11 protein-coding genes, 1 tRNA gene and 1 riboswitch are annotated in these 14019 nt (G+C 63.9%); of the genes, 4 read left to right on the forward strand and 8 right to left on the reverse strand.

Translation table 11 applies throughout. The features are described 5' to 3' along the window. Positions 1-2: 2 nt before the first annotated feature. A complete protein-coding gene (locus B7E02_RS12255; RefSeq protein WP_080796457.1) occupies positions 3-1028 on the reverse strand; it encodes an ABC transporter substrate-binding protein in 1026 nt (341 codons plus the stop codon). Between the two features lie 67 nt (positions 1029-1095). Continuing rightward, positions 1096-1279, reverse strand: a riboswitch (cobalamin riboswitch). Between the two features lie 192 nt (positions 1280-1471). On the opposite strand from B7E02_RS12255, the gene B7E02_RS12260 reads away from it, so the two are divergent. Beyond that, complete coding sequence (locus tag B7E02_RS12260) at positions 1472-2173, forward strand: YceI family protein (protein ID WP_080796458.1); 702 nt, start codon at positions 1472-1474, stop codon at positions 2171-2173. Positions 2174-2388: 215 nt separating this feature from the next. Here B7E02_RS12260 and B7E02_RS12265 read toward each other — a convergent pair whose 3' ends face one another. Both B7E02_RS12265 and B7E02_RS12270 read right to left on the reverse strand, forming a co-directional pair. Further along, on the reverse strand, positions 2389-4026 hold the full coding sequence (locus B7E02_RS12265) for an L-lactate permease (protein WP_080796460.1): 1638 nt from the start codon (positions 4024-4026) through the stop codon (positions 2389-2391). A gap of 44 nt (positions 4027-4070) precedes the next feature. Continuing rightward, a complete protein-coding gene (locus B7E02_RS12270) occupies positions 4071-6911 on the reverse strand; it encodes an FAD-binding and (Fe-S)-binding domain-containing protein (RefSeq protein ID WP_080796462.1) in 2841 nt (946 codons plus the stop codon). A 176-nt stretch (positions 6912-7087) separates the two neighbouring features. Between B7E02_RS12270 and B7E02_RS12275 the strand changes: the two genes are divergently transcribed. Beyond that, complete coding sequence (locus tag B7E02_RS12275) at positions 7088-7738, forward strand: GntR family transcriptional regulator (protein ID WP_080796463.1); 651 nt, start codon at positions 7088-7090, stop codon at positions 7736-7738. 16 nt (positions 7739-7754) lie between these two features. On the opposite strand, the gene B7E02_RS12280 is transcribed toward B7E02_RS12275, so the two are convergent. Continuing rightward, positions 7755-8126 (reverse strand): winged helix-turn-helix transcriptional regulator, encoded by a 372-nt coding sequence (locus tag B7E02_RS12280; protein ID WP_080796465.1) that lies wholly within the window; start codon positions 8124-8126, stop codon positions 7755-7757. A 110-nt stretch (positions 8127-8236) separates the two neighbouring features. Between B7E02_RS12280 and B7E02_RS12285 the strand changes: the two genes are divergently transcribed. Beyond that, positions 8237-8887, forward strand: a complete 651-nt coding sequence (locus B7E02_RS12285; protein ID WP_080796468.1) for an NAD(P)-dependent oxidoreductase — start codon at positions 8237-8239, stop codon at positions 8885-8887. Here B7E02_RS12285 and B7E02_RS12290 read toward each other — a convergent pair. The 4 genes from B7E02_RS12290 to B7E02_RS12305 all read right to left on the reverse strand — a co-directional run bounded on the left by B7E02_RS12290 (position 8884) and on the right by B7E02_RS12305 (position 13397). Further along, positions 8884-10029, reverse strand: coding sequence for a glycoside hydrolase family 113 (locus B7E02_RS12290; RefSeq protein ID WP_143336756.1), 1146 nt, complete (start codon positions 10027-10029; stop codon positions 8884-8886). The two genes, B7E02_RS12285 and B7E02_RS12290, sit on opposite strands and share 4 nt — an antisense overlap. A 47-nt stretch (positions 10030-10076) precedes the next feature. Then, positions 10077-11546: a glycosyltransferase gene (locus tag B7E02_RS12295; RefSeq protein WP_080796473.1), complete on the reverse strand. Its 1470-nt coding sequence runs from the start codon at positions 11544-11546 to the stop codon at positions 10077-10079. Next, positions 11543-13096 carry a hypothetical protein gene (locus B7E02_RS12300; protein ID WP_080796475.1) on the reverse strand — a complete coding sequence of 518 codons (1554 nt, stop codon included), beginning with the start codon at positions 13094-13096 and terminating at the stop codon, positions 11543-11545. Before B7E02_RS12300 ends, B7E02_RS12295 begins: the two co-directional genes overlap by 4 nt. A gap of 215 nt (positions 13097-13311) precedes the next feature. Beyond that, positions 13312-13397: transfer RNA gene (locus B7E02_RS12305), tRNA-Leu, on the reverse strand. A gap of 120 nt (positions 13398-13517) precedes the next feature. Here B7E02_RS12305 and B7E02_RS12310 point away from each other — a divergent pair. Further along, a complete protein-coding gene (locus B7E02_RS12310; protein ID WP_425429801.1) occupies positions 13518-14006 on the forward strand; it encodes a hypothetical protein in 489 nt (162 codons plus the stop codon). Positions 14007-14019 lie beyond the last annotated feature (13 nt).

The raw sequence follows: 14019 nt of genomic DNA on the forward strand, positions 1-14019 counted from the left end.
CACTAGCGCAGGCCGAGTTCCCGCAGCCCCGCGGCCACCTTCTCGGCACCGTCGACGGTGCGGATCGAGGGGTTCATGTCCGCTCCCGCCACATAGATGATGCGGTTGTTCCGCACCGCGCTCATCTGGCTGGCCACGGGATGGTTCTTCAGGAACTCCACCTTCGCATCACCGGTCTCCGCCGTCTGGGATTTGCGGGTGAGGTCACCGAGGACGAGGACGTCGGGATCAGCCTGTGCCACGGCCTCCCAGTTGATCTGTGGCCATTCCTCGGTGCGATCGGCGAAGACGTTGTCCAGGTTCAGCTGGTCCGCGATGATCTGCGGGGCGCCGTAGCCGCCGGCCATGTAGGGGGATTCGGAGTTGGCGAACCAGAAGGCGGCGGTGAGCGGCTCCCCCTCGGCCCGGACGGCCGTCATACGGGCGTCCAGCCCGTTGACCAGGTCCTGTGCTGCGGTGGGGGCGTCGAAAAGCAGACCAAGGTCCTCGATGTCGCGGTAGATGTCATCCATGCCGAGCTTCTCTCCGCGCTCGCCGTCATCATTGCCCAGACGCGACTTCACGCAGTCGGAATGCGCGATATATGCGGGTACACCGACCCTGGCGTAGGAATCGAAGGATCCGGAGGCGCCGTCGGAGAGGGTGCTGGCGAAGCTCGCTGCGACCAGGTCCGGTTCGGTGGCCAGGACGGTTTCCAGGGACGCGTCATTGTCCGCCAGACGCGGGATCGTCTCATTGGCCTTCTCCAGTTCGGGAAGGACCGGATCGGTCCAGGTGGCGGTTCCCACCACACGGTCCCCCAGACCCATCGACAGCAGGATCTCCGTTATGCCCTGGTTGAGGGCCACGGCGCGCTCCGGCGCCCGGTCCACCACGACGGAATTGCCGCAGCTGTCGACGGTGACCGGATAGTTTCCTGCGGGCTGCGCGGCGGTCGGCGTACTGGTGGTGGTATCGCCTGAGGAACACGCGACCACGGTCAGTGATGAGGCGATGATGATCGCCGCCAGGGTACGGGACTTGGACATGGATGGACCTTTTCCACTTAGCAGCCCGGATCATCGCGTCTCCGTCGGCTGACAACTGGCCCACCCCGGAGTGAGGCGGGCGCCGGCAGGTCTTCGGACTCCCACCCCCGGCGACCCGCGCCTTCCCGGTGTGAACCAGTGGCATCGAAACGGGCGCCTTCGCAGGTGGTTACCGCTGCGCGTCAGTCACGGATTCCCACCGTGTTCCCCGGCTCCGCCGAAATCGGAGCCGCCGGCAACGCTGAGTATAGAACATCGGGTGTCCCCCATCGCGGGGAGCCGGGGATGAGTGTGCCTTGACAACAGCATGGGACTGCTCTGGCAATTCCCCCTGAAACCCGCTTCGGCTAAAGACACCCGCCGACCAATCCGGTTCAATTGACCCGTCAACTAAATATCCCGTGCGGTGCCCCGCATCCGGGACCCGTCCAGAAGGAGACCCCATGCCCACCCCGAACATTCGCCGCCGCTGGATCATCGGCGTCATCACCCTTATTGCGCTGGTGGCCGTGATCCTCATCGGCACCCGCATCTACGCTTCCACCGTCTCCTCCCGCGCCGAGGATTCCCCGACGCTGTCCGCACCGCCGCCGGCACCGGACCGCGCGCAGGACCGGGCACCGACCGGGATCGAGGGAACATGGACGACCACCACCGGCTCCTGGGCCGGCTACCGCCTCGATGAGGTCCTCAACGGATCCGACGTGACGGTCACCGGCCGCACCGACAACGTCACGGCGACGATTGTGGTCACCGGACAGGAGCTTGTCGACGCCACCGTCACCGTCCCGGTCGCCGATATCACCACCGACTCGGACCGCAGGGACAACTATTTCCGGACCTCGGCGATCGACACCGCCGCGCACCCGGAGGCCACCTTCACGCTGACCTCATCGATCGACGTGTCCCGGGCCGTCGAGGAGGGACAGGCCACGATCCCGCTGACCGGTGAGCTCAGCATCAACGGGCAGACCCGGACCGTCTCCGTCGATGCGGAGACCGCGTTCGGACAGAACTCAGCCCAGATCATCGGCCAGATCCCCGTCACCTGGAGTGACTTCGGGGTGCAGGCGCCCGATCTGGGCTTCGTCTCGGTTGAGGATTCCGGCTTCATCGAGTTTTCACTCAACGTCGGGCGGAGCTGATCCGCCGCGCCGGGATGGGGTATGCCTCGTCGACGACCGGGCGGGCGACCTTGAGACGGTGACGTGGGGTCAATGCTGCGTTAGCATGAGACATCGAAGACCTCTCGTGTGACCGGGTTGGATTAAGGCACATCCCATTCCACACGAGAGGTCTTCGTCATGTCAGTCATGTCACCGAATCACACGGATTCGACCAACGTCTACGGTCAGTACACCTAGGGCAGCATCCAGGACAGCACCGTGGATTGCAGACCCACGATCAGACACATGGCCGCAAGCAGTCCGAGGCTCCACCAGATCACCTTGCGGAAGATCTCGGATTCCTTGTTGATCAGCCCCACCGCCGTGGCCGCGATGGTCAGGTTCTGCGGGGAGATCATCTTGCCCACCACACCGCCGGAGGTGTTCGCGGCGACAAGGAGCGTCGGATCGATTCCTGCCTTCTCCGCTGCTGCCTGCTGCAGGGTGGCGAACAGCGCGTTGGCGGAGGTGTCGGAACCGGTGACCGCGGTACCGAGCCAGCCGAGGATCGGGGAAAGGAAGGCGAAGGCCGCACCGGTTCCGGCGATCCAGTGGCCGATCGTGATCGTCTGACCGGATTGGTTCATCACATAGGCCAGGGAGAGCACCGATGCCACCGTGAGGATGGAAAAGCGCATCTTGACCAGGTTGCGGCCGTAGATCCCGAGCGAATCACCGGCGCTGACGCGGTAGACGATGGCGATGACGACACCGCAGATCAGCAGCAGGGTACCCGGTGAGGACAACCAGCTGAAGGTGTAGATTGTACTGGTTACGGGCTCCCCGTTGGCGCCGAGAATATGTCCGTGCAGACCCGGCCAGGGAATCTTGACATCGGTGGAGGCGAGAAACTTGATCGCCGGGGTCCAGAGCTTGGCCACCGAGAACACGATGATCACCAGGAGATAGGGAAACAGTGCCATCCAGGTGCGCGCCGGTGTCAGCGTGCCGGTCGCCGCCGCGGGGGCGGTGTTGTCCACGTCCTCGGCGCGCAGGCGCGCCCGCGCCTCATCGCCGCCCTTGGGCTGCCAGAAGCGGAGCATGATCACCGCGGCCGCGAGACCGCAGAGGGAGGCGATGATGTCGGTGAGCTCGACGGAGATCCAGGTGGCCGAGACCCACTGCGCCACGGAGAAGGTCACACCGATCACGAGCGCGATCGGCCAGGTCTCCCGCAGCCCGCGCTTGCCGTCGGCGAGCAGGACCAGGAAGAGGGGAACCAGGAAGGCCAGCAACGGGGTCTGGTGTCCGACATAGGCGCCGATGCTCTGGTAATCGATACCGGTGAGGTTTCCCGCTGTGATGATCGGGATGGCGATGGCGCCGAAGGCGACCGGAGCGGTGTTGGCCAGCAGCACCGTCGTTGCCGCACGCATCGGGGAGAATCCCACGGCCAGCAGCATCACGCCGGTGATCGCCACGGGCGCGCCGAATCCGGCGAGTGCCTCAAGAAGTCCGCCGAAGCAGAAGGCGATGATGATCGCCTGGACCCGCGGATCATCGGAGACGCGGTTGATGACCAGGCGCAGATCCTCGAAGCGTCCGGATTTCACCGTCAGGTCATAGAGCCAGATGGCGTTGATCACGATCCACATGATCGGGAAGAGCCCGAAGGCGAAACCCTGCGTGGCCGAGAGTGCGGTGAGATGGATGGGCATCTGATAGGCGAAAACCGCAACTAGGACGGCTACGAGGAGTGCGGTCAGTCCCGCCCAGTGGGCCTTCCACCGCAGCGCTCCCAGCAGGAGGAAGACGGTGGCCAGGGGAAGCATGGCAATCAGAGATGAGACGGCCAGGCTGTCCGCGACAGGGGCCAGGTCAGGTGTGTACATGTCAGGGGCTTTCAGTAATCAGGGTGGGATATCAGGAGGGCCGGTCAGGAGGGTCGGGTCGACTTTTCCAGGACCTCGAGGATGTGGACATAGGGGGTGCCGGTCGCCCGGGTCATCCCGATTTCGCAGGTGCGGTTGCAGGAGGCGTGATCTGAGGCGTTGAGTCTTTTCACATCCGCGGCCTCGGGTGCGGTTGCCGAGGCGGTGAGCTCGGGATGCAGCATCCCGCGGTCGCCGGCGAAGGCGCAGCATCCCCAGTTCTCGGGGATGTTGACGGTCTCGGCCGCCGACTCGGCGATGGCGCGCAGATCCCCCACCAGACCCAGGTGGGTCGAGGAGCAGGTGGGGTGGAGGGTCAGCGACTCCCTGGCGTGGGTCACCTCAAGCGCGGGCAGAACCTGCTCGGCGACGAAGCTCACGGCATCGACGACGGTGATCTCGGGATCCTCGTGCACCAGTTTGGCAAATCCCTCCGTACAGCTCGCCGCGTCGCTGATCACCGGAAGCCGGCCGTTGTCGCTGGCGGCCCGAACGCTGGCGCGCACGCGGTCCTCCATGGTCCGGTGCCCCGCGGCGTAGCCCTTTGAGCTCCACGGGGTACCGCAGCACAGCTTCTCCACATCGGCGGGCACCAGCAGGGTGATCCCGGCGCGCACGAGCAGACGCCTCAAGGCCTCGGTGACCCCGATCTCGCCGTCCTCTGCTCCGAACATGGAGTTCACACACGCCGGGACATAGACGCCGCGGACCTCGGTGCCCTCGCCGGGAGTCGCACCGAAGTAGCCGGAGTCCCTCGAACGCGCGGGGCCGCCACCGGGCAGGCCCGCGGAGTACTCGGGCATGACATCATCACCGACGACGGCACGTCCGACCGTGGTCACCCCCTTGACCAGGGGTGCGGGGAGCTTCGCGGCGGTGCTCAGGGCGATGGAACCGGCACGCGTCACCGTTGCCCATCCCTTCGCCGCCACGTTCCAGCCGCCGGCGAGAACAGGCTGCGCACTCTCGCGTCGCAGTCGCCTGACCAGGTCACCGGTGTTGATCTGGACAGGGCAGGCGGTCTGGCACATGCCATCGACCGCGCAGGTCTGCACGCCGTCGTAGTCGTATTCATCCTCGAGCCGATCCGCGAAGGCCAGGTCACCGCGGGCGCGTGCGGCGGCCTCCGAGCGGCGGATGACGATGCGCTGCCGCGGGGTCAGCGTGAGGTTGCGGCTCGGGCAGACCGGCTCGCAGTATCCGCACTCCACGCAGCGGTCCACCTCGATCTCGACCGACTCCGCCAGTTTGATGTTGCGCACGTGCGCCTGCGGATCCTCATCGAGGATGATGCCGGGATTGAGGGTATAGCCCGGATCGCAGGCGGCCTTGAGCTCCTGCATCACCTCGTAGAGTTCGTCGCCGTACTGTCGGCGCACATACGGGGCCATGGCGCGACCCGTTCCGTGTTCGGCCTTGAGGTTGCCGCCTGCGCCGAGCACGAGATCGACCATGCCCTCGTTGAAGGAGTTGTAACGGCCGAGTGCCTTATCACCCTCGAAGCGGTCGGTGAGCATGAAATGGATGTTGCCGTCCTTGGCGTGACCGAAGATGACGCTGTCGCTGTAGCCGAAGCGCTGGAAGAGCTCCTGCAGGCTTTCGCAGGTGGCGGCGAGCTTCTCCACCGGGACCGCGATGTCCTCCAGCAGCGCCGTGGTGCCGGAGGTCCTGGCGCCGGCGACACTGGCGTAGAGCCCCTTGCGGAAGTTCCACGCCGTGGCGCGTGCCAAGGGATCCGGCGAGAAGGTCACGGCCTCCCGCAGGTGGTAGCTGCCCAGCAGCTTCGTGCCCCGCTCGGTGTACTCGGCCAGCTGCTCCTGCGCGGTCGCATGGTACTCGATGAGCAGTGCTGCCTGCCTGTCCACCTCGAAACCCTTGATCGAGGCGGGGACGTTGTCCAGCTTCTGCCCCACCCGCAGTGAGGTGGCGTCCATCAGTTCCAGGGTGGCCGCACCCGAGTCGACGAGACCGGGCAGGGAGCGGGTGGCGTCGTCAAGCGTGGGGAACACAGCCAGCGTCGTGGTGATCAGCGGGCTGACCGCAACGGTGGTGAAAACGGCCTCCGCGACGAATGCCAGGGTGCCCTCGGAACCGATGATCAGGTGGGTGAGCAGCTGGGCGGGCGAGTCGTGGTCGAGGAAGGAGTTGAGCCCGTAGCCCATGGTGTTCTTCAGTGCGAAGTGGCGGGTGATGGTGGCCACGGACTCGGGATTGCCGCGCACCCTGCGCTGCAGCTTCACCAGAGTGTCAAAGAGTTCGGGTTCGCACTCCCTGAGCTTCCGGTCCGCATCCCCGGCCCCGGAATCGATGACCGTGCCCGAGGGCAGGACGAAGGTCATCGACTCCAGGGTGCGGTAGGTGTTGAACTCGGTGCCGCAGGCCATTCCAGAGGAGTTGTTGGCGATGACACCGCCGATGGTGCAGGCACTCTCGCTGGCCGGGTCGGGGCCGAGCTTGCGGGCAAACGGCGCCAGACGGTTGTTCACCTGGCGTACCGTCGCGCCGGGCTGGACACGGACACGGTGTCCGCCGTCCAGCACCTCGATGTCGCGGAAATGCTGGCGTACATCGACGAGGATGCCGTCGCCGGAGGACTGGCCGGCGAGACTGGTGCCGCCGGAGCGCAGCGTGACCGGAATGTTGTTCTCCCGTGCGGCGCGGAAGATGTTGCCAACCTCCTGCGCATTCGCTGCGACGACCACGGCCTCGGGTGTGTAGAGGTAGTGGGAGGCGTCGCTGGCGTAGGCGACGCGGTCGATGAGGCGGGTCCTGATTCTTTCTGGGTCCGAGACGGTGGCATCGAGAAACTTCGTCACCTGTGGGTCAGGGGTGATCGTTGTTGTCATGAGTCCTTCTAGGGGGTAGTTCTTGTCGGACAATCGGGCTGGATTGTCCGACAAGTATCACCCCTCCACGACCAGTGAGTCAAGTCACAGGGTGGGGGCGGGTGTGCCTTCAGCCCTTATGGGAGTCGGGGGAATGTGTGGCACAATCAACGCTGCAGAGAAATGGAGTGAATAGAGTGCGGCAACACAAGGGCTCACGCGCGGTGGAGATCGTTGAACACAGTCTCCGCGAACGCCTGTTCAGCGGGGAACTGAAGCCGGGAACCCCACTGGCGGAGGTTGATGTCGCGGAGCACTACGGGGTCTCACGCACCACCGCGAAGGCGGCGCTGGAGAACCTGGTCTCCTCGCGCCTGCTCAGCCGCCGGGCCTACCACACGGCGCGGGTGGCCGTGCTCGACCCGACGAGCGTGTTCGACATCTACCGCACGCGGGGCATCCTCGAGGCCGAGGTGGTGCGCAGTCTCGCACTCACACGCCACGTCCCGGATGCCGCATTCACCGCCAACGACGAGATCGCGGCGCTGATCGACTCCTCCCCCATGTCGCTGGTCTCCCCCGACATGCGCCTGCACACCGCACTCGTGGATGCGCTGGGCAGTGAACGCACCAGCATGATGTACCGCTCTCTCACCGATGAGATCCGCCTGTGCATGACCCAGGTGCAGAGCGCGACGCTACTCTCCAATGAGAGCATCACCCGGGAGCACGGCCTGCTGCTCGATCACATCGAGCACGGCCGCGCCGAAGAGGCCGCCCAGCTTATCGACGCACACCTGTCCCGTGCCAGCCGCAGACTGGTGAGCCAACTGTTGGCACAACAGTAGGCGGATCAGCCCGGGTTCAGGCCGTCATCGCCTCGTCGTGGTGCGTCCGCGACTCCAGCACGGTTGCCATATTGTCCTTTGCCCACATCTCCAGAGCCTTCAGCGGCTCCCGCAGCGACCGCCCCAGTTCCGTGAGTTCATACTCCACCCGTGGCGGAACCTCCGCATAGGCGGTGCGGGTAACCAAACCGTCACGCTCGAGCCGCCTCAGGGTCAGGGTGAGCATCTTCTGGGACACCCCCTGCACGGACCTGGAGATCCCGGAGAAGCGCCGTGGCCCGTCGGCCAGGGAACCGATCACCAGCACGGTCCACCGGTCACCGATGCGATCCAGCAGCTGCCGTGTCGGGCACTCCCTGACATAGGGATCCCATTCCGGTTGATCCATGACTGCCTCCTGAAGATTACACTTTACATAGGAGACTAACTCTCTTAAAGTGACTATTGCAAGCGCGGGAAGCACCGCTTCCGGCACAGTGGATTGATCAAGGAGAAGAAATGACACAGCTCACCGTCCTCGGCGGAACCGGTTACGCAGGGGCGAACATCGTTGCCGCAGCAGCGGAAAGGGGCCTCAAGGTGGTCTCCTACAGCAGGAAACTGCCCGACACCCGGATCGAGGGAGTGGAGTACCGCACCGGAGAGGTCTCCGATGACTCCGTCCTGCGCGACGCATTCAAAGACAGCGACGTGGTCGTCTCTGCACTCTCCCCCCGCGGGGAGCTCGAGGAGCCCGGCAGGTTCCGCGCAGTGATGAGGAAGGAGGCGGAGATCGCCGCCGCCGAGGGCGTGCGCCTCGGGGTCATCGGCGGAGCCGGCTCACTGCTGGTCGCGGAGGGTGGCCCGCGGGTCTATGAAACCGAGGGTTTCCCGGAGGCGATCAAGCCGGAGGCCACCATCCTCACCGAGGTCCTCGAGGACCTCAGGGCCAGCGATGAGGCACTCGACTGGTTCCTCGTCAGCCCCGCCGGCGGCTTCGGTGCCGGCAACCCGGGAACCGCGACCGGAACCTACCGCGTCGGCGGCGACATCCTGCTTGTCGACGCCCGGGGGGAGTCCAACCTCTCCGGCGCCGACCTCGGCCTCGCCGTGGTCGACGAGATTGAAAAGCCCGCCCACCACCGCACCCGTTTCACGGTGGCCTACTAGTTACCGGTGGCGGTATCGGCGAAGCAGGTCCTGATCGCGTCCTCGCCCGGTCGGGCGACAAAGGACTTGGGAAGCTGCGTGTCCGGATCGGGGTTCGGGGTGTCCTCGTACTTGTCCAGCATCCAGTAGTAGACCCCCTCCATCTCCGCCTGTCTGGCCGCGCTGCACACACCGAGGAACCAGTTCGCCTGAACCTGGGAGTTGAAGCGTTCCGGTTCGGGAACATCACCCCAGTACGAGGGGCGGGCGTAGGCACCATCGAGTGCCGCGATCCCGACCTCCTGCACCGTTGTCCGCTTCCTGAGCGCCTCCGGCTGCTCGGTGAGCAGGGCGAGGAGCTTGTCGGTGACCTGCGCGGAGGTGCTGTCATCGGCAAGATCGGTGTCCGGGTAGAAATCCAGCCCCAACTGGTCAAAGGGGACATCGGAGGTCCCGGAATCCCAGTTCCGGCTGTAGCTCAGAATTCCGTGGTAGCCCGCATCCGTGATCGCCGCGCGGAGGGCCGACCAGTTGTCGCTGTACCCCTCGAGTGAATTCAGCTCCACGCCGATGACGTACTCGTCCACCCCGTACTGTTCCAACAGCGGAACATAGTCGAGCAGCAGAGCCTGATATGACCGGAACCAGGCGTCGACGTCCTGCGGCTGAATGGTTCCCCTCCACGCCCCCGGGCTCTCCGCCCCGATGTTCGCCTCATCGATCACCGGTCGCAGCATCACCCGGAATCCGCGCTCCGACGCCGCCTCCAGCAGCACCCCCAGTTCCTCCACCGACGGTGTCTCCGCCGAATCGGCATACACGGTCGAGGGGTAGGCGCCGTCAACGAAGATGGGCACGGTCACCCCGAGGCTGTTGGCACCGAGGCTCTCGATGTAGTCCAACTGCCTGTCCGCGATGACCCTGGTCTCCGCGGCATTGAAGTGCTCCGGATTGTGGTGCCAGTACAGCTGTACACCCTGTTGGAACTGGCCCTGACTCCACAGCGCCTGCTTCTCCACGGGTGCCCGGGACGAGGAGGTCTGCCCGCCGACGGGACTCCCGGAATCCGATGGGGGTGTCTGTGCGCAGGCGGCGAGTCCGCAGAGCAGGACCACCGGGCCGATGGCCGCACCGATCCTGTGAAGCGGCGTTCCAGTCATCATTTCCTTAAAAACCTTTCAACAGAGTTCGGTCGCCTGGTGCCACCTGATCAGGAGGCGAGCTGGTTCTTCTCGAGGATGCCGATCCGGGGCGAATGCTGGGATGCGAGCGGAAGCAGCCGCTTCCACAGGGGCACGTAGACAACGCCGTGCGCCGTCTTGTTCCAGGTCGGCCTCCACGAGGGAAAGACGAGCTCAAGCAGCGAGGTGTACGCCGCCGTTGACAGGGTCATCCACCAGAACAGTGAGAACGCCAGATACTTCACGCTGGAGAAGATCCCCCGGTGCAGGGCGGCGACCAGTGACATGTACAGCATGAGCAGATTTCCCACGACCATGAGCAGCAGACCCGTATAGAACAGTGGCAGGGGGAACAGGGCGATGATGAACTGGGGTTTCGCGATGAAGTAGGTGATCGTCATCGCCCAAAAGACGGGAGCCAGAAGCAGTGACAGGAAGGTTCCGCCGACCGTGAGAAGGAAGCAGCTGTACTTTAGCCACCCCATGCGCCCGGCATCCCGGATCGGGTGCTTCAACAGCGCCAATGAGGTCTGGGCGTAGCCCTTGATCCACCGTGTGCGCTGATTGAATGCCGCACCGACCGTCACCGGCGCCTCCTCATCGGTCCAGCTGTCGAACATGACGGTCTTGAGGCCACGTGAGGCGATGGCGGCACCCAGGTCAGCATCCTCGGTGACGTTGTAGGGATCCCAAGCGGGTATCCCAAGTGCATCGGGCATGTCCTCCTCGGAGAAGGCCAGCTCCTTGAGCACCGCCATGGGAAAGTGGTTGCTGGTTCCGCCGAGGGGCAGAACGAGTCCCATCTTCGCCAGCCCCGCCATGATGAACTCGAAATGGACAATGTACTCATTGCCGAGGAACCTGCTCACCCACGTCGTATCCTGGTTCTCGAACACCAGCCGGGCCCGGACACAGCCGATGGGTTCATTCGAGGACCGGATTGCCGATACGGCCTTGCGGAGCTGTTGCGGATCCGGCCGGTCCTCGGCGTCAAAGATCACGACCATCTCACCGGTGGCCTTCTCCAGGGCATAGTTGCAGGCCTTTGGCTTTCCATAGGGCTTCATCCGGGGGACGATCACGATTTCGAAGTACTCCGGGAGATTCGCCGCGCGGGCCGCCTCGATGGTCTCGGGATCGTTCTCCTCAAGGATGAGCAGGCACTGCAGTCTGTCCTTCGGATAGTCCATGCTGCTCATCGACTCCACGACCAGGGGGATCATGTTGGCCTCACGGTACATAGGATGCAGGGTCGTGTACCTGGGCAGTGAGTCCTCGGGCACCTCCCTCACACTGGGAAACGAGTAGTCCCGGGAGCGCAGCGCCGCGGTGACCTTCAAACCGACGAAGAGCAGCTGGAAGACCATGAACAGGACCATGATCCCGAGTGCGACGGCTCTGGGCGTGAACACCAGGCCCACCGCGGTGAGTGCGGCGACCACCGTGAGGATGATCTTCTGGCGTCTATCCAACGTCTGCCTGGCGGATGTGCGTTTCACAGCGAGCCCTCTCTTTCATAGATCTCATAGGGCTGCGTGTCATACACTTTCGTCCAACCATCAAGTGCCGGGCTGCCGCTCAGGCTGCTGGACACGCGATCCGTGCCGTGCGAATCCGTTCGCATCACGATGACGCTGATGTTGTTCGATGTCGGGTCCTCAAGCGCGGCCTCCCAGTCGGGTGAACCCTCGTAGACGACACGGCTCTGGATGTCGAACACGGCCCGTTCATTCTCGAAGGATTCAATGAGCACCCTTCCCGTGGTGTTCCGGTCGATCCATTCTGAGGCCAGCTGCTGGCCCTCCTGCGCCTCGATTGAGTTGTGCGCCTCCCTGTTGCCAAGGATCATGTTGGTCGGATCGGAGACGAAAACGAAAAGCGAGTAGGTGGCCACCGCGGCGATTCCCAGGGTGCCCACGATCTGCCGGAGCAGGTATCTCCTCGGCAGGATGCCGACGAGATAGCCGCACGCGACGCTGCAGGGAAGCAGCGCGACCAGGGAGAACCGGATGTTGTACAGTTCGCCGTTGAACTCCGGCAGGAACATGGGCTGGCTGTTGCTGTAGAGGCCGTAGACCAGGAACAGCCCGGGAACCAGCAGGCTCAGGACAGCGACCGATTGGACGGAGCCCTTCTCCCTCGCCGTCAGGAATACAAGTCCGATGGCGGAAAGGAGCAGCACCGGGATGGTCAGGGTGTAGCGGAGGCCCAGGGCGTAGGTCTTGATGGACAGGGGCAGATCACCGGTTTGAATCGGTGAGATTCCGATCATCTGCTCCCTGCTGCTGTACTGCCCGCGAAGCCAGTTGAGAGGGTCATCGAAGATCAGATAGTTCCACAGCATCCATCCGATGATTCCCAGGAGCGCGATGTAGGAGAACGCGAGCAGCAGCCCCTGGCCCTTCTGGTCCCCCCGAAAGAAGCGGTACCCGTTCCTCGCGCAGGCATAGAAGACCACCCCGAGCAGGACGATCGTCATCACCCAGCCCTCATAGCGCACCAGCGACATCGCCAGAGTGGAGACCGCCCCGAGCAGGAGATAACGGTACTGGTCGGTCTGCGCCCAGGCGATCAGACACAGAACCGCGAGCAGCAGCAGCGCGTACATCAGCATCTCGCCCATGGGCGTCGACTGGAGATAGAGGATCTCCGGATTGAGCCCGAACACCGCCGCGCCGGTCCAGGCTCCCCAGTGGGACCGCGTCAGCATCCGGACTATTCCGAACACCGCCACCACGCAGATGACGTAGGCCCCCATGCTGATCAGACTTCCGGCCAGACCGGTGTAGTACAGGGTACTGCTCCACACCAGGGGGATCATGAGAATGTGCTGGAGCGGAAGCCAGATTCCGCCCAGCTGCCCGAGACCGGTCGCCTGGCCGACGACGATACGGCGTCCGATCTCGAGGTGGCTGAAGGTATCCTTGTACCCCAGCGTCGATCCCTGCCTGTAGAAAAAGATGAAGGCAACGACCGAAACGGCAGTGGCGATGAACACCAGAAGCAGGCGCGGATTGAACGGTTGCGCCGCCGTATGTCTCCCCATCATCGAAAGCACTGGGTCTCAGGATGCATTTCACTCGGGCCGGGGCCCGGAAAAATAGCAGAGTATCTACGCTTCACAGATTCTATTTATAGCACCACTGCGAATATCATAGGACATCCGCTAAGGTTAACCGGGGCCATGCTGCGCCAGGTGACGTGAAATGATCGTGAAATGCGAAAAAACTGCGGGCTGTATCGCTGTTGAGCCCGCAGTTTCCATGGTGCGCCCGGAGAGACTTGAACTCTCACGTCCTTCGGACACTGGAACCTAAATCCAGCGCGTCTGCCAATTCCGCCACGGGCGCGGTGCTGTCCGCAGATCCCTGGATCCCCGTCGCAGCGCACTTGATCATACAGAGGTGATCTTCAAGTTCCGAATTCCCTCGGCCCAAGGGGATTCGCTTGTCCGGGGAACCGGAGTATCCTTGATACCTGTGAGTGAGCAAGCGGGTCCTGCGGTTGAGAAGAAGAAGGCGAAGAAGAAGGTCAAACTCCTTCACGTTATCTTCCTCGCGATCTGCTTCGCCGCCGCCTGTGCGCTCGCGTGGTGGCAGTGGAGCCGCTTCCAATCCGGATCGGGCACCTTCCAGAATCTGGGCTACGCCTTCCAGTGGCCACTGCTCGGCGGCTTTCTCATCTACGCCTACCGCAAGTACCTGCAGTATGAGAATGAGTCCATTGAGCTGGAGAATCTCGAGGCCGAGCTGGCCGAGCATCCGGATGCACCGAAGCTGGCACGGCCGCACCATGAGGATGGGGGCGGGGTGACGCTGTCCAACCGGCCGAGTCTTGTCACCAACGATGATGAGGTCACCGAGATCGACCGGGCCTTCCTGCCGGAACGCCCCAGCATGGATGTCGACGAGTTCAACAGGATCAACGACCCCTCGCAGCGCAGGCGCAGGCAGTCATAGGAACTATTCCACC

Origin of the sequence: Corynebacterium pacaense, from assembly GCF_900169525.1 — a bacterium.
Lineage (GTDB): Bacteria > Actinomycetota > Actinomycetes > Mycobacteriales > Mycobacteriaceae > Corynebacterium > Corynebacterium pacaense.

Excerpts from the sequence above, each read along its gene's own strand:
- B7E02_RS12255 (WP_080796457.1), bottom strand. The coding sequence starts at position 1,028 with ATGTCCAAGTCCCGTACCCTGGCGGCGATCATCATCGCCTCATCACTG.
- B7E02_RS12260 (WP_080796458.1), top strand. The coding sequence starts at position 1,472 with ATGCCCACCCCGAACATTCGCCGCCGCTGGATCATCGGCGTCATCACC.
- B7E02_RS12265 (WP_080796460.1), bottom strand. The coding sequence starts at position 4,026 with ATGTACACACCTGACCTGGCCCCTGTCGCGGACAGCCTGGCCGTCTCA.
- B7E02_RS12270 (WP_080796462.1), bottom strand. The coding sequence starts at position 6,911 with ATGACAACAACGATCACCCCTGACCCACAGGTGACGAAGTTTCTCGAT.
- B7E02_RS12280 (WP_080796465.1), bottom strand. The coding sequence starts at position 8,126 with ATGGATCAACCGGAATGGGATCCCTATGTCAGGGAGTGCCCGACACGG.
- B7E02_RS12285 (WP_080796468.1), top strand. The coding sequence starts at position 8,237 with ATGACACAGCTCACCGTCCTCGGCGGAACCGGTTACGCAGGGGCGAAC.
- B7E02_RS12290 (WP_143336756.1), bottom strand. The coding sequence starts at position 10,029 with ATGATGACTGGAACGCCGCTTCACAGGATCGGTGCGGCCATCGGCCCG.
- B7E02_RS12300 (WP_080796475.1), bottom strand. The coding sequence starts at position 13,096 with ATGATGGGGAGACATACGGCGGCGCAACCGTTCAATCCGCGCCTGCTT.